Below are 16,545 nucleotides of genomic sequence, written 5' to 3'. Positions count from 1 at the left end.
TAAGATCCCTTTCGAGTGTGCGTTGTCGATGCACATCACTCAGCAGGAACCGTGCCAAATGGATTTTCCCAGAAAAATATGAGATTTCTTATTGGATCGCAGCCCATAATTTCCTGAATATTTGTTCACATTGCCAATCCATGGCAAAATCTACAATTACGAGCGATAGCCACTCTGCATCTTGAACATCCATCCCGGATATTCCTCGGGAAGCGAGCTGATCGCGTCAAGCGCCTCCAGTTCATCACTGCTCAGCACAACCTCGGTCGAGGCGATATTGTCCGCCAGCTGATCGACCCGCCTGGCGCCCACTATGACGCTGGTCACGACCGGCTGGTGCAACAGCCAGGCGAGCGCGATCTGCGCTACCGATGCGCCCCTGGCTTCTGCAATCGGCCGCATGGCATCTATGATCGCATAGGCCCGGTCGTGATCGACCGGCGGGAATTCGAAGGTGGCGCGGCGCGTCCCGCCCGGCATGCTCTCGCCACGCGCGAACTTTCCCGAAAGAAGACCGCCCGCCAGCGGGCTCCACACCATCAGCCCCAGCCCTTCCGAGCGCATCATCGGCACGAGCTCCCGCTCGAGGTCGCGGCCGGCAATAGTATAATAGGCCTGCAACGAAGCGAACCGCGCGAGGTTCAGGCGCGCCGAAACGCCGTTCGCCTTGGCGATCTGCCACGCCGCCCAGTTCGACACGCCGATATAGCGGACATGACCATGGCGAACGAGCCTATCGAGCGCCTCCATGGTCTCCTCGATCGGCGTCACAGCGTCGACGCCATGCACCTGATAGAGGTCGATATGATCGAGTTGCAGCCGCTTCAGGCTCGCCTTGACCGCGTCCATGATATGATAACGCGACAGGCCGCGCTGGTTCGGCCCCTGTCCCATCGGTCCCATCACCTTGGTGGCGACGACCAGCTGATCGCGCGCCAGGCCGAGATTCCGGATCGCCTGGCCAACCATCTCCTCGGAACGGCCGGCACCATAGACGTTGGCGGTGTCGATGAAATTGATTCCCGCGTCGAACGACTGCCGCACCATCGCGTCGACATCATCCTGCTGGAGGTTTCCGACCGATGCCCCTAATCCTTCGGTGCCACTGCCGAAGGTCATCGCACCCAGGCAGAGCTGGGAAACGAGCAGGCCGGTATTGCCGAGCTTCTTGTAGCGCATGGACATCTCTCCTTCAGGATCAGCAGTGGAAAGCCGCGCTGCGGTTCAACCGCGCCGAAGTGCGGTCACTTCTATCTCGACCTTCATCTCGGGCCTGACCAGCCCGACCACCAACGCGGTGGCCGCCGGCCTGATTTCGCCGAACGCCTCGCCCAGCACCGGGCCAACTTCATCCCAATAGGCCGCTTCGGTGAAATAATAGGTGGCGCGGACCACATCCGCCATCGCGAAGCCTGCGCCTTCGAGCGTTCGCGCGATCAGGCCCAGCGCATTGCGGGCCTGATCGGCCGCGCTCTCCGGCATGATCCGGGTTTCGGTGTCGTAGCCGGTAGTGCCCGCCACGAAAGCCCAATCTCCATCCACTACGGCGCGGCTGTAGCCCACCTGCTTCTCGAACGGCGAACCCGAGGAAATCAACGTACGGGGCATCAGCTTTCGTCTCCATAACAAATCACTATCTTCTCGGCGGCGGCCCGGGCAGCCGCCCGGGCATCGTCGGTCGTGCCATTGCGGGCGAGCGCCAGCGCGACGCCCATGCGTCGGTTCGGTCGCGTCACCGGCTTGCTGAACAACCGGACGTCGGTCTCGATTCCAGGCCGCGGCGCCAGCGCCTCGGCAAGGCCCTCGAAGCGGAAGTCCGCGGCGTCGCGATCCGCGAGGATCACCGCCGATGCGGCGGCGCCAAGTGCGTGGACATGCGGGATCGGCAGTCCCAGGATCGCCCGGGCGTGGAGGTCGAACTCGGTCAGGTTCTGCGAGATCAAGGTCACCATGCCGGTATCGTGGGGGCGCGGCGACAGCTCCGAAAAGATCACCTTCTCGCCCGCCACGAAGAACTCGACCCCGAACAGCCCATACCCGCCGAGATTGTCGACGACCTTGCGCGCCATGTCCTGCGCCGCGGACAACGCGCGCGGCGACATCGGCGTCGGCTGCCAGCTCTCCTGATAGTCTCCGCGCTCCTGCCTGTGCCCGATCGGATCGCAGAACAGCACGCCGTCGCGGGTACGGATCGTCAGCAGCGTGATCTCGTAGTCGAACGCGATGAACGCCTCGACGATCACGCGTTGCCGGTCGCCCCGCATTCCCGCAACCGCATAGTCCCAAGCCGCATCGATCGCACCGGCGGCGGAGACGATGCTCTGGCCCTTGCCGGACGACGACATCACCGGTTTGACGACACAGGGAATTCCGACTTCATGCACGGCGTCACGCATCTCATCCAGGCTTTCCGCATAAAGAAAGCGCGAGGTGGTGAGCCCCAGTTCGTTCGCAGCCACGTCGCGGATGCGGTCGCGATTCATTGTCAGTATCGTCGCGCGCGCGGACGGCACGATGGAAAAGCCGCGATCCTCAAAGGTCTTGAGCACCTCGGTGCGGATGGCTTCGACCTCGGGGACGATATGGTCCGGCCTGTGCTTTTCGATGACAGCGGCAAGGGCCTCTTCATCGAGCATCGAGAATATCTCGCACTCGTCGGCAAGCTGCATCGCCGGCGCCCCGGCGTAGGAATCGCAGGCAATCACATGCGCGCCCAGGCGCTTGGCCGCGATCACGAACTCGCGGCCCAGTTCACCCGAGCCGAGCAGCAGGATCTTCGCGATAGGGGTCATCCAGGTATCTCCTCGGCGATGGCCGATAGACAGAAAAGCAGCCGACGTGAAGCGCGGGCGCAGCGCAGGCATCGCAAATCGCAATCTGCTTTCCGCCGTGTCGGGCGCGGCTTATGGTGGCGCGGGGCTTGGGGAGCAAAGGTCTGTGTCGACCGACGTCTTCATTTTTTCCGTGTTGCTGTTGATCAACACGCTGATGGCGCTTGCGATGCTTCTCGCGGCGCGCACCCTGGGACAGCCGCGCGTTACTTATGTGCTGGCAGGCGCATTCGGCGGCAACGTACTGCTCTACATCACCGACGCGATCTATATATTCGCGTTCCGCGGCAGCATCGCCTTCAACCTTCTCGTCAGCGCCATCGCGATGGCGACCCCGATCACTGCGGCGCTCGCCTATCGGCTGCGGGGGCGCCTGCCCCTCTTGTTGGGCCGGTTCGCCGCCAGCCACGCCCTCGCATTGCTCCTCATCCTGTGGTTCAGCATCGCCGAGCCCAATCGCGGCTTCCGCGCCGCTGTCGTTCCGATCTACGCGTCCGGCGTGCTGCTGTTCGGCATCACTGCGATGTGGCGGCCCGGCCGACAGATGCGGCTCGGCGAACGTCCGATCATCTTCACTAGCGTGGCGATGGCGGCGGTCGAGTTCAGCGGAGGACTTGTGCTGGCGGCGATGGGCGACACCAGTTCGCCGGGGCTGGAACAAGCCTATAAGCTGATCGTCTTCCTCGGCCTGCCAGCGATGACCGTCGCCGCCGGCATCTTCTCGCTGTACCTGCTGGCCGGCGACCTTGCAGAGAAGCTGCGCGCCGCAGCCGACACGGACTCGCTCACCGGAGCCCCCAATCGACGCGCGATCGACGCGACCGGCAGCCGTCTGATGGCCGAAGCGCGCGCCACCAGACGGCCGCTGACGATCGCCATCTGCGATGTGGATCACTTCAAGTACATCAACGATCTCTACGGCCATGGACATGGCGACGAGGTGCTCTGCCGGCTCACCGCCTTGTTCGGGCAGCAGGTCGGCCCGGATCTCCATGGCCGGTTCGGGGGCGAGGAGTTCGTCCTGTTCTTCCCCGACTGCGGAGTCGAAGCGGCACATATGCGGGTCGAGGCGTTGCGCGAACGAATCATGACGATGCGGATCGGCGAAGAGGCGGCCTTGCTCACGGCAAGCTTCGGGATGGCGAGCATGACGCTCGGGGACCGGATCCTGGCAGACATCCTCAAGCGTGCCGATCGCGCGCTCTACGCATCCAAGGAAGGCGGCCGCAACCGCACCACCATCGATCGCACGGCCGCACCCGTCATCTAGAGCCAAGCGCTTTTAATCGGGCTCACTCCCTCCACCGTCACCCCAGCGAAGGCTGGGGTCTCGTGCGTGTCGAGGGGCGCTCATATCCTCCCGGGATCCCAGCCGTCGCTGGGATGACAGAATGGTTAATGCGTCAGGTTTAACACGTGCTGATTTAGGCTGCAGATCCGGTTTAGCCGGTCTTAAGCTCGCCCAGCTTCGCCTGATAGGCGTCGGGCTTGAAGCCTACCAGCAACCGCCCGTCCGCTTCCAGCACCGGCCGCTTGATCATCGAAGGCTGTGCCTGCATGAGTGCGATCGCCTTGGTCGCGTCGATATCGGCACGATCGGCATCGGGCAGCTTGCGGAAGGTCGTTCCCGCCCGGTTGAGCAGCACCTCCCAGCCGAGCTCGTCCACCCAGCCCTGCAGCGTCTCGCGATCGATGCCCGATGCCTTGTAGTCGTGGAAGTCATAGCCGAGGCGCCGCTCCTCCAGCCATGTGCGCGCCTTCTTGATCGTGTCGCAATTCTTGATGCCGTACATGGTGATCGCCATCGTCCCGCTCCTCCCTACAGCACATATTTCGACAGGTCGGTGTTCCGCGCGATCTCGCTCAGCTGCCCGTTGACATAGGCGGCATCGACGGTGAGCGTGCTGCCGAGGCGATCTTCCGCGTTGAAGCTGATCTCCTCGAGCAGCTTTTCCATCACCGTCGACAACCGCCGCGCGCCGATATTCTCGATCTGCCCATTCACCTCGGCGGCGATCTTCGCGATCGCGGCGATGCCGTCCTCGGTGAAGCCGATCTCGACACCTTCGGTGCCGATCAGCGCGCGATATTGCTCGGTCAGGCTGGCCCGGGTGTCGGACAGGATGCGGACGAAGTCGGCTTCGGTCAGCGCCTTGAGCTCGACCCGGATCGGCAGGCGGCCCTGCAACTCGGGCAGCAGGTCGGACGGCTTCGCTACATGGAAGGCGCCCGAGGCGATGAACAATATGTGGTCGGTCTTGAGCGGGCCATATTTGGTCGCGACGGTGGTGCCCTCGATCAGCGGCAGCAGGTCGCGCTGCACGCCTTCGCGGCTCACCGATCCTCCGCGCACGTCGGACACCGCGATCTTGTCGATCTCATCCAGGAAGACGATGCCGTTCTGCTCGGCATCCTGCAGCGCGACGCGGCTGACCTCATCCTGGTCGAGCCGCTTGTCGGCCTCTTCCTCGACGAGCTTGGACCAGGCCGCGCGCACCGTCATCTTGCGGCGCTTGGTCCTGTTCTGGCCCATCGCCTTGCTCATCATGTCGCTCAGGTTGATCATGCCGATCTGGCCACCCATGCCGGGCATCTCGAACGGTGTGCCGCCCGAATCCTCGACCTCGATCTCGATTTCCTTGTCGTCGAGCTGATGCTCATCGAAGCGCTGGCGGAAGCTCAGCCGGGTCGCCTCGCTGGCATCCTTGCCGACGAGCGCGTCGAGCAGGCGCGCCATCGCCGCCTCCTCCGCCTTGTCCTTCACGGCCGCGCGGCGGCGCTCCTTCTCGAGCCGCACCGCTTCCTCGACCAGGTCGCGGGCGATCTGCTCGACATCCCGGCCGACATAGCCGACTTCGGTGAACTTGGTCGCCTCGACCTTCACGAAGGGCGCATCCGCCAGCTTCGCCAGCCGCCGGCTGATCTCGGTCTTGCCGCACCCTGTCGGCCCGATCATCAGGATATTCTTGGGCGTGACCTCGTCACGTAGCGCCTCCGGCAGGCGCTGGCGACGCCAGCGGTTGCGCAGCGCGACGGCGACGGCGCGCTTGGCATCGGCCTGGCCGACAATGTGCGCGTCGAGCGCGGTGACGATGGCTTTGGGTGTCAGACTGTCGTTCATATCGCTCTATGCTTTCGACGCGCGGCAGGAAACCGCGGCGCTCTGTGCGGGAAGGAAGAAGGTCAGGCGACGCTGTCGAGCGTCTCGATCGTCAGATTTTCGTTGGTGAAGACGCACAGCTCGGCGGCAATCGCCATCGCCTTGCGGCTGAGGGTCTCGGCGTCAGCCTCGTAATCGACCAGCGCCCGTGCCGCCGACAGCGCAAAATTACCGCCCGATCCGATCGCGGCGACACCGCCGACGGGTTCGAGCACGTCGCCATTGCCGGTCAGGATCAGCGTCACCTCCTTGTCGGCGACGATCATCATCGCCTCGAGATTGCGCAGATATTTGTCGGTGCGCCAGTCCTTCGCCAGCTCAACGGCCGATCGCAGCAGCTGCCCGCCATGCTGCTCCAGCTTGCGCTCCAGCCGATCGAACAGGGTGAAGGCATCAGCGGTTGCCCCGGCGAAGCCGCCGATCACCGATCCATCGCCGAGTTTACGCACCTTGCGGGCGTTGGGCTTCATCACCGTATTGCCCATGGAGACCTGGCCGTCGCCGATCACCACAACCTTGCCGCCCCTGCGCACCGACAGGATCGTGGTGCCATGCCATTTTGGAAGTTCGCTCATATCCGTCCTGATGCTTTGCCGAGGCCGGATATGGGGTGCTGCTTACGGCTGCGCAATCGCGATCAGCTTTTGCCCGCGAACATGAACGCCGCCGCGCCGATCAGGCAGGCGAAGGCACCGGCATGACGCCAGCCCAGCGGCTCGCCCAGTACGACGACGGCAAAGACCGCGAACACCAGCAGAGTAACGATTTCCTGGGTGATCTTGAGCTGCCCGGCACTCCAGCCGTGGAGATAGCCGATCCGGTTGGCCGGCACGGCGAAGCAATATTCGATCAGGGCGATGCCCCATGAGGCGAGGATGACGATCCACAACCTGGCATCGGTGAACTTGAGATGGCCGTACCAGGCCACCGTCATGAAGATGTTGGAGCAGACCAGCAGGACAAGCGGCGTAAACGTCATGGCCGGTGCCATAACGCCCAAACCGCGTACTGGGAATGATCAGGCGAGTTGCGGAAGCGGCAACGATACCCGGCGCCGACGGAGCGCATAGCCGACCAGGCCGAAGCCGCCGAGCATCATCAGCCAGGTGCCGGGTTCCGGCGCGGTCGAGACCGGGCCACCGCCCGTCGACGAGACCAGCGCGCCGACGCCGATGCCGGAGCTCGAGCCGTTGATCGAGGGATTGATCGACTGGTAGCGGCTCACGAAGCTGTCGAGCGACACCGACTGCATCACATTCGCGAAGGTCAGCGCGAACGTACCCGTTCCGGTCGCGTTCGTGTTCACGCCGCCGCTGCCGCCGGTGCAATTTCCGTTGCCGTCCGCCTCGAAGCAGATGTCGACGGTACCGAAGCCTTCGGGGAAATTATTGTTGAAATTGGTGCTGGCGAAGGTGCCGGTAGAACTTCCGGACGCGATGTTCGGGTTGGTGTTGAAACCGAACGAAGTCAGGCGTGACGACACGCTCGAATCGTTCAGCATCGAATAGTTGAAATTATAGGTGAGGCCGTTGCCGCTCACGCCGGTGAAGGTGAAGCTCCCGAGCGATCCGATCAGGTTCGTGGTCGAGCCGCCGACCTGCCCGGTATAATCGACGACGAAATTATAGCCGGTGTTGGCGGCGTTGACGACCACTGCGGCAGCCGCCGGAACGGCCATGCCGGCGAACATCATCGCGGCCGCGACCGCTGCCTTCACGCTACGCATCATAACACATGCCCCACATCGCCACGGGCTCCCATCGCCAATGGTTGCTCGCTGACTAGCACATCGCCGTAACAAATACCATCCTTGCGCCGCATCGGCCCGGCATAGCCGGACAATAGTTTACGATTTTCCAACAACGCGCGCACCTCCGGGTGTCGTTGCGGCTGAAGCCTTGGTGACCAGCGCGCGCCGCCCGGCTCAACCTCAAAAATTCTCGTTTCATCGGAATATCATAATGAACCGCTAGCCTGCTCCAGCGTTCAATCGCCGCTGGCCGCGCTGCCATGCATGTGCAGGGAGTGACGATGGTGGGCAACCAAGGGTGGGACGTCATGGCGGCTGGAATGATGGCGCTTGCCGCGGCTGTGCCTGCCGCTGCCGCGGACCTTCCCGTGGTGCTGGCGGAGATCGACCAGCGATTCACCTGCCCCGAATTCCTCCCGGACGACGCCGCTCGCCGCGCCGACATGCTGGCCTTCTCCCGCGCCATCGCCTCGGTCGGGCCCAAGCGGCTGACATACCGCCAGGCCGCCTATATCCATGCCAAGATGCTCGAACGCCACCATTGCACGCCAGCCGGCCCCGCCATGGCGAGCGTCGCGCCGGCCAGCGATAGCGCGACGCTCCCGATCGCCGCCGACGGACACTGAACGCGACGCCGAACTCCCGATCACAATCGCCTGATTGCATCGACATATAATTCGTCTATTCGGCAATAGTCGAATTATCGAATCGAGGCATGGTGGCCTATGCAATTCCCTGATGCCGTGGAGGCCCTCTCCGCGCTGGCCCATGGCAGCCGTCTCGCCGTCTTTCGCCTGCTCGTCCGCGCAGGCCCCGATGGCCTTGCCGCCGGTGACATTGCCCGCGAGATCGGCGCCCTGCCCAACACCCTGTCGACGCACCTGACCATCCTCGGCCATGCGGGCCTGATCCGCTCGCGTCGCGAAGGCCGCTCGGTGATCTACGCCGCCGATTATGTAGGCATGCGCGCCCTGCTTGGGTTTCTCGTCGAGGATTGCTGTGCCGGCCACCCCGAAATTTGCGGACCGGCAACCGAACTCGCCTGCTCTCCCAGAAACTGAAAGGCATAAGCATGAGCGCGTCCTACAATGTGCTGTTCCTCTGCACCGGCAACAGCGCCCGCTCGATCCTCGCCGAGTGCATCATGAACCGGATCGGCGCGGGCAAGTTCACGGCGTTTTCCGCAGGCTCCTTCCCCAAGGGCGTGGTGCACCCGCACGCGATCAGGCTCTTGAACAGCCTGGGCTACGAGACGGCCGGTCTCCGCTCGAAAAGCTGGGACGAATTCGCGGGCGCAGACGCGCCGCCCATCGATTTCATCATGACGGTCTGCGACAATGCCGCGGGCGAAGCCTGCCCGGTCTGGCCGGGCCAGCCGATCCGCGCACATTGGGGGATCGCCGATCCGGCGGCGGCAGAAGGATCGGATTCCCTTATCGCGCTCGCCTTCGCCGAGGCCTATCGCCAACTCCACAACCGCGTCAGCCTGTTTGCCAGCCTGCCCATGGACAGTCTCGATCGGCTGTCGATGCAGCGCCACATGGACGATATCGGTGTCGCGAGCGACATGCCCACGACGGCATGAACCTCGCTCGCCCGCTAGCCGCCGAGTTCACCGGCACCGCTCTGCTCCTCGCGATCGTCGTCGGCTCCGGCATCATGGGCGAGCGGCTGGCGGGCGGCAACGATGCGATAGCCCTGCTCGGCAACACCATCGCCACGGGGGCCGGACTGATCGTGCTGATCCACATGTTCGGCCCGATCTCCGGCGCACATTTCAATCCCGTCGTGACGCTGGCAATTCTGGTCCGGCGGCAAATCGCGCCCCGCGCGGCGATCGCCTTCGTGGTTGCGCAGTTCGCCGGGGCCGTCGGAGGGGTCTGGCTGGCCCACGCCATGTTCGCCGAACCGCTGCTCCAGCTTTCAGCCAAGCTGCGCGCAGGTCCGGCGCAGGGCCTCTCCGAGGCGGTCGCCACCTTCGGCCTGATTGGGACGATCCTGTCCACCCAGCGAAGTCGCCCAGAGTTTACGCCAGCCGCGGTCGGGCTCTATATCACCGCGGCCTATTGGTTCACCGCATCGACATCCTTCGCCAACCCCGCTGTGACGGTTGCCCGCAGCCTGTCGGACAGCTTCGCCGGCATAGCCCCCGTATCGGCACCGATGTTCGTCGCCGGCCAGATCGTCGGCACGCTCGGCGGCATCCTCTTTTTCGGCTGGCTGATCGAAGCCGGTTCTCCGCGTCACCAATAGGGCATCGGCCCATAGGCACTATAATATTGGAAAATCTGCTCTTCATAGCCGCGATGGCTGGGGCCGCCCAGCGAGACGAGTTCGTCGCGCCCATAATGCGGCGCGCCTTTCAGCTCAGCCCGGTCCAGCGGGACGACATAGCCGCCGCGGGCAGGATCATAGTCGAGCATCGACCAGGGTATCGGGTGAAATTTCTCTCCGATGCCCAGGAAACCGCCGAACGACATGATCGCGTAGATCACCGTGCCGCTGACCCGCTYGATCGACAGGTCGTCGACATGGCCGATCGCCTCTCCTTCTTGATTGAAGACCGCGGCGCCTTGAACACGACTGCCCAGGATAAGCCGGTGGCTCGGATTGGCGCCGGCCTCGGACATAGGCTCTTCCATGATTCCATCCTCCTGCCCCCAACCGCGTAGAGCGATGATCGAGTGGCGGGGCGATATCGCGCGCCTTCCATAAACACAGTGCATCGCCGAACGTTCCAGCTGATTTCGGCTGGGAAACGGCCGGAACGGCTCCGTCGCCGGACATAGTTGATCTGGTTCGACGCGGGCTGAAGTGATATAGGTCAAGTGGTTGCTTGGCGCGTCCGCTGGAAGAAGGTGGCGCAGGAGGCCAACAGCCTTTTGAGGAGCCATGCGCGTCGGCGATGTGGCCCCAAACCGCACGATGATCGGTCGTTGCCACATGCGAAGAAATGGCAGCGCCCCGGAGAGTAGCCATGAAAAAAATAGGCGACGAAATACATCTCGACACCCGAGAGGCCCGTGGCGGCGACACGCCACACATCGTCCGATATGTACTGATGATAAGCCTGCTTCTCGCGATACTAGGTCTGTCCGCAATATGGATCACGGGTGCGACCTTCTCGCATCCACAGCGCGGCCTTCCCGTAACGGCTGAAGAGCACGCGCTCGGAGGATAAGCGCTGGGGGAACCGCGAGCGCGGATACGCTCGCGGCTGCCGCTCCGCCCGGGATCACATCCCGTTCACGATCGCCGCCTTCTGTGCGTTCGTCATCGCGTCCGCATTGACGTCCGACTTGTCGATCGCCTTTTCCTTCGCTTCTCCGGCTTCGCGCGTCGCGTCGGCACGAGCCTGCATCATGTCCTCGGCGGTGCCGGACAAGTTGTCCGCTGCGGCGTCCATGGCGTCGGCCCGGTTGTCCATGGCCTGCCTGGCCTGATCGCCCAGCTTGTCATCGCCTTTGCCTCCGCAGGCCGCGAGCCCAAGGCAGGCCGCCGTCAGTCCAGCGATCTTCAGGATGTGCATGATGGTCACTCCGGTCGTTGCACCGGATCATGAGCGCTCGCTTCTGCGAAAGGTTCCCCGCCAGATGCCCCAGAAGGCCGCGGCTTCACGCCGCCCGCAACTGGGCCACGATCCGCTCCAGCTCCGCGTTGAGCCTGCCCGCATGGTCGCGCACCCGCGCACCGATCGAGCGCGTTCCGTCGGCGCTGTCGCGTACCGCCGATAGCGAACGGGCGATCGTCTCCACCGAATCATGGGTGTCGCTGGCGTGCCGGCCCACAAGCTGGCTGGCTTCGAGGATGGCAGCCGCAGTCGATTGCTGCTGGACGACCGCGCTGGCGGTGCTGTTGATCGTGGCGTTCAGGTTCTGGAGCAGACCGTGCACCTTCTCGACCAGCGAGGTGGTGGCGTGGACCGCGACTTCGACGCCCGCAACCCGCTCATGGATGTCGGTGGTGGTGCGGCGGGTCTGCATCGCAAGCCCTTTCACTTCGCTGGCCACGACCGCGAAGCCGCGGCCCGCCTCGCCCGCCCGAGCAGCCTCGATCGTGGCGTTGAGCGCGAGCAGCTTGGATTGCGCGGCGATATCCTCGATCAGCCGCGCGGCGGCGCCGATCGAATCGATCTGAGCCCGCAGGTCGCCATTGGCGTCGGTAGCCGCGCCCGACTCGGCATCCGCGAGCCGCATGGCCTGCGCCATATGTTCCGACTGTTCGCGAATATGACGCGTCGCGCGATCGAGCTCCTCGACGTTATTCTCGATCAGCCGGAGTTCCGATGCCGATGCTGCGCTGCGGGTCTGTGCCAGCTCCGACGCGCGCTTCTGGGTCTCGACCGAAGAGAGCGTGACCGCCGCGCTACGATCGAGCTCGTCGGCGCTGATAATGAGCTGCTCGATGAGCGTGCCGATCTGGGCGTGGAGCCGATCGGCGACGCCGTGTGAAATCATGCTGAGTTGCTGGCGGTGCTGTGCCTGCTCCTCGGCCTCCTTCTGCGCGATCAACTGCAGCCGCCGATTCGCCTCCTCCGCCTGGGCCAGCGCGCTCTCCGCCGAAGCGTGGGCGGTGCGCGCTTCCTCCAGTGCGACCTCGCGCCCTGCGAGGCTCTCCTCGGACAGCCGGGATTTGCTCTCCAGCGAGCGCTGGGTCGCAAGCACCGATCGGATCAACCAGCAGGACAGCCCGACGAACGCCGCGGCGCTCGCCAGGATAAGCCACGACAATTCCCGGATCGCCAGGCCGGCCGGGGACACCCGCTCCCACTGGACATGCCCGAGTGGCCGGCCATCCGCATCGTTCACCGTCAGCTCGTTGCGGGCGTCGCCCTGCGGCGGGATGCCCTGCCATGTGATGTCCGGCAATGCGAAGCTCCTGGCCCACCTGGCCAGGAGAGTTGGGTTAACGGGCTTGATCAGAACCACATAGCGCAACGGCGCCGGCGGCAGGCTTACCCCCTTGGTGAAAGGCAGGATCGCCGCGGCTGAGAAGATCGCCAGCTCGCCGTGCCGCTTGCCGGCCATCGTCACGGGCCCCGTGGCGGCGGCGTCCACGGCGCGGCGCGGCAGCCGGCGCAGAAGACGCGGCAGCACCTCCGGCGCCTCCGAGCGGAAGTCGACGGCGAACCTTGCGTTGGGGCGCACCGCATAGAGCGTCCTGCCCTGCTCATCGATCACATAGAGAGGGATGGTGCCGAGGAAGTTGGTGTCGAGCCAGCGCCGGTCGACCTGGCCATAGACATGCGCGACGGCATCGTCCCATCGCGCATAGTCCATGGTCGAGCCCGACAGCGTCGCACCCTCCTGTGCGAGCGCCCCGCGAACCATACGCAGCTTTTCGTCGGCAGCGTTCGCGTCCATCTGGATCATCAACGATCCGAGCAGAATGGCGGTCGCGACGATTCCCACGCCCACCAGCACGGCGAAGGGCAGCAAGGCAGGCGGCTGGCCGGCAACGAACGAGCGCAGCCACGCTAGGGATCGACGCAGCCAGACGGGACAGGGGATCGGTCGCATTGACATGCGCGATCTATGCGGTGCCGCATCTCACCAAAATGTTAACCACAACCGCCGACGCGGATAACCTCCGTCGAAAAACAGAGGCTTACGCGCGGCAGGCGGTGTGAGCAGCGCGAGGGGGGTAAAGCCGCTGCGATATCTGGTCGGGGCGACAGGATTCGAACCTGCGACCCCTTGACCCCCAGTCAAGTGCGCTACCAGGCTGCGCCACGCCCCGACCAAGGCTGCGCGCTTTAGGCAGGTCTTTCGTGCTTGGCAAGCGCCCGGTTGCGCCGTCCATGCGGAACGTGATAGGCGCGCGGCCACTTCGGGCTGGTTCGTGCCCGCCCTCTTTCGGGATACCTTGATCGATGTTCGCTTCACCCGCTTACGCACAGGCCGCAGGCGCGGCACCCGCCGGCGGCGGCGCCGCGATGCTCATGCAGTTCGCGCCGCTGGTTTTCATCTTCGTGATCTTCTATTTTCTGATGATCCGTCCGCAGCAGCGCAAGATGAAGGAGCACCGCCAGGCGATCGACGCGGTCCAGAAGAATGACCAGATCGTCACCGCGGGCGGCATCGTCGCCAAGGTCGTCAAGGTCGATGAACATGAGGTCGAGGCCGAGATCGCGCCCAACGTCAGGGTGAAGATCGTCAAGGGCACCATCTCCGAGGTCCGTCGCGCGGGCTCCGGCAAGCCCGCCAACGACTGAGACTCACATGCTCGATTTCCCGCGTTGGAAGATCTGGTCGATCGTCCTGTCGATGGCGCTCGGCGTGCTGCTGTCGCTGCCAAGCTTCGTGCCCGAAGCGACGATAGAGCGCTGGGGCCTCGGCAGTCTGCCACGCATCAATCTCGGCCTCGACCTTTCGGGCGGCAGCCATCTGATGCTCGAGGCGGACACCACCGATCTCGCCAAGCAGAACATAGCCAAGATGGAAGATCAGGTGCGCACCGAGATGCGCCGCGCCGATCCCCCGATCGCGATCGGCGATATCTCGACGACGGGCGGCCGCCTTTCCTTCTTCGTGCGCAATGGCGCCCAGCTCGACGCCGCGGTCGAGCGAATCCGCACGCTGACCCAGCCTTCGGGCATGAGCGGCCAGCGCGACTGGAACGTCCAGGTCGTCGATTCGACGCGGATCGTGTTGACCCCCACCGACGCCGGCCTCACCCAGGCGACCGACAGCGCGATGCAGGTCGCGACCGAAGTGGTCCGCAAGCGCATCGACGAGATGGGCACCAAGGAGCCCACCATCATCCGCCAGGGCAGCGACCGGATCATCGTCCAGGTGCCCGGCCTTCAGGATCCGGCTGCACTCAAGGCGCTGATCGGCAAGACCGCCAAGCTCGAGTTCAAGCTGGTCGACCTGACCGCCGATCCCGCCGAGGTAGCCAAGGGTCGCGCGCCCGTCGGCAGTGAAATCCTGCCCTATCCGGAGAGCCCCAGCGGCGTTCCGTTCATCGCGGTCAAGCGGCGCGCGATGCTGACCGGCGACGAACTGATCGACGCCCGGCCGAGCTTCAACAGCCAGACCAACGAGCCCGTCGTCTCGATCACCTTCAACAGCGAGGGCGGCCGCAAGTTCGCGCGGGTGACGCAGGAAAACGTCAACAAGCCTTTCGCGATGATCCTCGACAACAAGGTGCTGTCCGCGCCGAACATCAACGAGCCGATCCTCGGTGGCCAGGCGCAGATCTCAGGCCGCTTCACCACCGACAGCGCCAATCAGCTCGCTATTTCGCTGCGTTCGGGCAAGCTGCCGGTAGCATTGAAGGTGGTCGAGGAGCGCACCGTCGGACCTGACCTGGGCGCCGATTCGATCCGCGCCGGCACGCTCGCCAGCGTCATAGCCGCGGTCGGCGTGGTGATCTTCATGCTGGTCAGCTATGGCCGCTTCGGCTTCTACGCCGACCTTGCCGTGGTGATAAACATCTTCATCATCCTCGGCGTCATGGCGCTGATGAACGCGACCCTCACCCTGCCCGGCATTGCCGGCTTCGTGCTGACGATCGGCACCGCGGTCGATGCCAACGTGCTGATCAACGAGCGCATCCGCGAGGAGCTGCGGCGCGGGCGCAATCCCACCCAGGCCGTCGAGTTCGGCTATAAGGAAGCCAGCCGCACGATCTTCGAGGCGAACGTAACCCACGCGATTGCCGGCCTGATCATGTTCGTGCTCGGCTCGGGCCAGGTGAAGGGCTTCGCGGTCGTGCTGCTGATCGGCATTGCCACCTCGGTGTTCACGGCCGTGGTCTTCACGCGCATGATGGTCGCGATGTGGCTGCGCCGCACGCGCCCGACGATGCTGCACATATGATCGGAACAGTCCCATGCGTCTGCTGAAGCTCGTTCCCGACAATACCAATATCGGCTTCGTCCGCGTCCGGATCGTCGCCTTCGTCCTCACGGCCCTGCTGACGATCGCGTCGATCGGTGCGGTGGCCTATCATGGCCTCAATCTCGGCGTGGACTTCGTCGGCGGCCTGATGATCGAGGCCAAGTTCCCCGCCCCCCCSTCCCTCGACGCGGTTCGCCGCAATGTCGACAAGCTCGGAGTGGGCCAGGGCTCGCTTCAGCAGTTCGGCGATCCCAAGAGCGTCTCGATCCGCCTGCCCACCCCGGCGAGCACTGACGAAGGCGCCACCAATGCGGTGGTCAACAAGGTCTCGGCATCTCTTCGCGCGGAATTCCCGGGCGTCACCTTCCCCCGCTACGACACCGTCTCTGGCAAGGTCTCCGACGAGCTGATTCGCAACGGACTTTTGGCCGTGGTGCTAGCCGTGGTCGGGATCGCGATCTTCTCATGGCTGCGCTATGAATGGCAGTTCGGCGTCTCCACCTTCATCGCGATCGTCCACGACGTGCTGATGACGCTGGGCTTTTTTGCGATCACCTGGATGGAATTCGATCTCAACATCGTCGCGGCGGTGCTGACGATCATCGGTTATTCGATCAACGACAAGATGGTGATCGACGACCGCATCCGCGAGAATATGCGCAAATACCGGCAGATGGACATGAAGGCGCTGATCGACCTCTCGGTCAACGAGACGCTGCCGCGCACCGTGATGACGTCGCTGACGGTCATGCTCGCGCTCGGCGCGCTGCTGCTGTTCGGCGGCCATGTGCTGCGCGGTTTCGCGGCGGCGATGATGCTCGGCATCATCGTCGGCACTTATTCGTCGGTCTATGTGTCCTCTTCGCTGCTGATCACGCTGGGCCTCGAACCGCAGCGCTTCGCCGCCAGGCCGGACAACGCCCGCCCGAACGCCGAACGGGTCGGCCCCAAGGCCTGACG

At 64.3% G+C, this 16,545-nt stretch carries 19 protein-coding genes and 1 tRNA gene; 8 read left to right on the top strand and 12 right to left on the bottom strand.

Annotation, left to right across the window (positions count from 1 at the left end; all coding sequences use genetic code 11):
* Positions 1 to 156 precede the first annotated feature (156 nt).
* Genes AC1DPF_RS05290 through purT form a run of 3 tightly spaced genes read right to left on the bottom strand, consistent with a single transcriptional unit; the run spans position 157 to position 2,792 of the window.
* Positions 157 to 1,179: an aldo/keto reductase gene (locus tag AC1DPF_RS05290; RefSeq protein WP_477960085.1), complete on the bottom strand. Its 1,023-nt coding sequence runs from the start codon at positions 1,177 to 1,179 to the stop codon at positions 157 to 159.
* A gap of 45 nt (positions 1,180 to 1,224) precedes the next feature.
* The gene (locus AC1DPF_RS05285) at positions 1,225 to 1,608 is read right to left on the bottom strand and encodes a RidA family protein (RefSeq protein WP_477960083.1); all 384 of its coding nucleotides are present in this window, start codon (positions 1,606 to 1,608) and stop codon (positions 1,225 to 1,227) included.
* A complete protein-coding gene (gene purT / locus AC1DPF_RS05280; RefSeq protein WP_477960081.1) occupies positions 1,608 to 2,792 on the bottom strand; it encodes a formate-dependent phosphoribosylglycinamide formyltransferase in 1,185 nt (394 codons plus the stop codon). Before purT ends, AC1DPF_RS05285 begins: the two co-directional genes overlap by 1 nt.
* A 46-nt stretch (positions 2,793 to 2,838) precedes the next feature.
* Between purT and AC1DPF_RS05275 the strand changes: the two genes are divergently transcribed.
* A complete protein-coding gene (locus AC1DPF_RS05275; RefSeq protein ID WP_477960079.1) occupies positions 2,839 to 4,101 on the top strand; it encodes a GGDEF domain-containing protein in 1,263 nt (420 codons plus the stop codon).
* A gap of 172 nt (positions 4,102 to 4,273) precedes the next feature.
* Here AC1DPF_RS05275 and AC1DPF_RS05270 read toward each other — a convergent pair whose 3' ends face one another.
* From AC1DPF_RS05270 to AC1DPF_RS05250, 5 genes are all read right to left on the bottom strand, one after another.
* Positions 4,274 to 4,636, bottom strand: a complete 363-nt coding sequence (locus tag AC1DPF_RS05270) for an ArsC family reductase (protein ID WP_477870967.1) — start codon at positions 4,634 to 4,636, stop codon at positions 4,274 to 4,276.
* 14 nt (positions 4,637 to 4,650) lie between these two features.
* Entirely contained in the window at positions 4,651 to 5,952 is a 1,302-nt protein-coding gene (hslU, locus tag AC1DPF_RS05265; protein WP_477870969.1) for an ATP-dependent protease ATPase subunit HslU, read from the bottom strand.
* Positions 5,953 to 6,014: 62 nt separating this feature from the next.
* Positions 6,015 to 6,566 carry an ATP-dependent protease subunit HslV gene (hslV, locus tag AC1DPF_RS05260; RefSeq protein WP_477870971.1) on the bottom strand — a complete coding sequence of 184 codons (552 nt, stop codon included), beginning with the start codon at positions 6,564 to 6,566 and terminating at the stop codon, positions 6,015 to 6,017.
* A 62-nt stretch (positions 6,567 to 6,628) separates the two neighbouring features.
* Positions 6,629 to 6,982, bottom strand: coding sequence for a DMT family protein (locus AC1DPF_RS05255; RefSeq protein ID WP_477960077.1), 354 nt, complete (start codon positions 6,980 to 6,982; stop codon positions 6,629 to 6,631).
* A gap of 27 nt (positions 6,983 to 7,009) precedes the next feature.
* Positions 7,010 to 7,720, bottom strand: coding sequence for a cistern family PEP-CTERM protein (locus AC1DPF_RS05250; RefSeq protein WP_477960075.1), 711 nt, complete (start codon positions 7,718 to 7,720; stop codon positions 7,010 to 7,012).
* 302 nt (positions 7,721 to 8,022) lie between these two features.
* Here AC1DPF_RS05250 and AC1DPF_RS05245 point away from each other — a divergent pair, with 302 nt between their 5' ends.
* The 4 genes from AC1DPF_RS05245 (at position 8,023) to AC1DPF_RS05230 (ending at position 9,994) form a co-directional block, all read left to right on the top strand.
* Positions 8,023 to 8,367 carry a hypothetical protein gene (locus AC1DPF_RS05245; protein ID WP_477960073.1) on the top strand — a complete coding sequence of 115 codons (345 nt, stop codon included), beginning with the start codon at positions 8,023 to 8,025 and terminating at the stop codon, positions 8,365 to 8,367.
* Positions 8,368 to 8,466: 99 nt separating this feature from the next.
* Positions 8,467 to 8,802 (top strand): ArsR/SmtB family transcription factor, encoded by a 336-nt coding sequence (locus AC1DPF_RS05240; RefSeq protein WP_477870979.1) that lies wholly within the window; start codon positions 8,467 to 8,469, stop codon positions 8,800 to 8,802.
* Positions 8,803 to 8,813: 11 nt separating this feature from the next.
* Entirely contained in the window at positions 8,814 to 9,326 is a 513-nt protein-coding gene (locus tag AC1DPF_RS05235; protein WP_477870981.1) for an arsenate reductase ArsC, read from the top strand.
* Entirely contained in the window at positions 9,323 to 9,994 is a 672-nt protein-coding gene (locus AC1DPF_RS05230) for an aquaporin (RefSeq protein ID WP_477960071.1), read from the top strand. Before AC1DPF_RS05235 ends, AC1DPF_RS05230 begins: the two co-directional genes overlap by 4 nt.
* Here the strand turns inward: AC1DPF_RS05230 and AC1DPF_RS05225 are convergent.
* From AC1DPF_RS05225 to AC1DPF_RS05210, 4 genes are all read right to left on the bottom strand, one after another.
* Positions 9,985 to 10,383 (bottom strand): PRC-barrel domain-containing protein, encoded by a 399-nt coding sequence (locus AC1DPF_RS05225; RefSeq protein WP_477960069.1) that lies wholly within the window; start codon positions 10,381 to 10,383, stop codon positions 9,985 to 9,987. The genes AC1DPF_RS05230 and AC1DPF_RS05225 overlap by 10 nt on opposite strands.
* A gap of 593 nt (positions 10,384 to 10,976) precedes the next feature.
* The gene (locus tag AC1DPF_RS05220) at positions 10,977 to 11,270 is read right to left on the bottom strand and encodes a hypothetical protein (protein WP_477870987.1); all 294 of its coding nucleotides are present in this window, start codon (positions 11,268 to 11,270) and stop codon (positions 10,977 to 10,979) included.
* 85 nt (positions 11,271 to 11,355) lie between these two features.
* Positions 11,356 to 13,179: a methyl-accepting chemotaxis protein gene (locus AC1DPF_RS05215; RefSeq protein ID WP_477870989.1), complete on the bottom strand. Its 1,824-nt coding sequence runs from the start codon at positions 13,177 to 13,179 to the stop codon at positions 11,356 to 11,358.
* Between the two features lie 224 nt (positions 13,180 to 13,403).
* A tRNA-Pro gene (locus tag AC1DPF_RS05210) sits at positions 13,404 to 13,480 on the bottom strand.
* Between the two features lie 133 nt (positions 13,481 to 13,613).
* Here AC1DPF_RS05210 and yajC point away from each other — a divergent pair.
* From yajC to secF, 3 genes are read left to right on the top strand one after another with little or no spacing between them, the layout of a single operon-like run.
* Entirely contained in the window at positions 13,614 to 13,955 is a 342-nt protein-coding gene (gene yajC, locus AC1DPF_RS05205) for a preprotein translocase subunit YajC (RefSeq protein ID WP_477870991.1), read from the top strand.
* Between the two features lie 7 nt (positions 13,956 to 13,962).
* Positions 13,963 to 15,564, top strand: coding sequence for a protein translocase subunit SecD (secD, locus tag AC1DPF_RS05200; RefSeq protein WP_477870993.1), 1,602 nt, complete (start codon positions 13,963 to 13,965; stop codon positions 15,562 to 15,564).
* Between the two features lie 13 nt (positions 15,565 to 15,577).
* Positions 15,578 to 16,543, top strand: a complete 966-nt coding sequence (gene secF, locus AC1DPF_RS05195; protein ID WP_477870995.1) for a protein translocase subunit SecF — start codon at positions 15,578 to 15,580, stop codon at positions 16,541 to 16,543.
* The last annotated feature ends 2 nt before the right edge of the window (positions 16,544 to 16,545 follow it).

The sequence above is a fragment of the Rhizorhabdus sp. P4_G6 genome (assembly GCF_056401045.1).
This window is presented reverse-complemented; position numbering and strand designations above follow the sequence as displayed.

Excerpts from the sequence above, each read along its gene's own strand:
- AC1DPF_RS05290 (WP_477960085.1), bottom strand. The coding sequence starts at position 1,179 with ATGCGCTACAAGAAGCTCGGCAATACCGGCCTGCTCGTTTCCCAGCTC.
- AC1DPF_RS05285 (WP_477960083.1), bottom strand. The coding sequence starts at position 1,608 with ATGCCCCGTACGTTGATTTCCTCGGGTTCGCCGTTCGAGAAGCAGGTG.
- purT (WP_477960081.1), bottom strand. The coding sequence starts at position 2,792 with ATGACCCCTATCGCGAAGATCCTGCTGCTCGGCTCGGGTGAACTGGGC.
- AC1DPF_RS05270 (WP_477870967.1), bottom strand. The coding sequence starts at position 4,636 with ATGGCGATCACCATGTACGGCATCAAGAATTGCGACACGATCAAGAAG.
- hslU (WP_477870969.1), bottom strand. The coding sequence starts at position 5,952 with ATGAACGACAGTCTGACACCCAAAGCCATCGTCACCGCGCTCGACGCG.
- hslV (WP_477870971.1), bottom strand. The coding sequence starts at position 6,566 with ATGAGCGAACTTCCAAAATGGCATGGCACCACGATCCTGTCGGTGCGC.
- AC1DPF_RS05255 (WP_477960077.1), bottom strand. The coding sequence starts at position 6,982 with ATGGCACCGGCCATGACGTTTACGCCGCTTGTCCTGCTGGTCTGCTCC.
- AC1DPF_RS05250 (WP_477960075.1), bottom strand. The coding sequence starts at position 7,720 with ATGATGCGTAGCGTGAAGGCAGCGGTCGCGGCCGCGATGATGTTCGCC.
- AC1DPF_RS05245 (WP_477960073.1), top strand. The coding sequence starts at position 8,023 with ATGGTGGGCAACCAAGGGTGGGACGTCATGGCGGCTGGAATGATGGCG.
- AC1DPF_RS05240 (WP_477870979.1), top strand. The coding sequence starts at position 8,467 with ATGCAATTCCCTGATGCCGTGGAGGCCCTCTCCGCGCTGGCCCATGGC.
- AC1DPF_RS05235 (WP_477870981.1), top strand. The coding sequence starts at position 8,814 with ATGAGCGCGTCCTACAATGTGCTGTTCCTCTGCACCGGCAACAGCGCC.
- AC1DPF_RS05230 (WP_477960071.1), top strand. The coding sequence starts at position 9,323 with ATGAACCTCGCTCGCCCGCTAGCCGCCGAGTTCACCGGCACCGCTCTG.
- AC1DPF_RS05220 (WP_477870987.1), bottom strand. The coding sequence starts at position 11,270 with ATGCACATCCTGAAGATCGCTGGACTGACGGCGGCCTGCCTTGGGCTC.
- yajC (WP_477870991.1), top strand. The coding sequence starts at position 13,614 with ATGTTCGCTTCACCCGCTTACGCACAGGCCGCAGGCGCGGCACCCGCC.
- secD (WP_477870993.1), top strand. The coding sequence starts at position 13,963 with ATGCTCGATTTCCCGCGTTGGAAGATCTGGTCGATCGTCCTGTCGATG.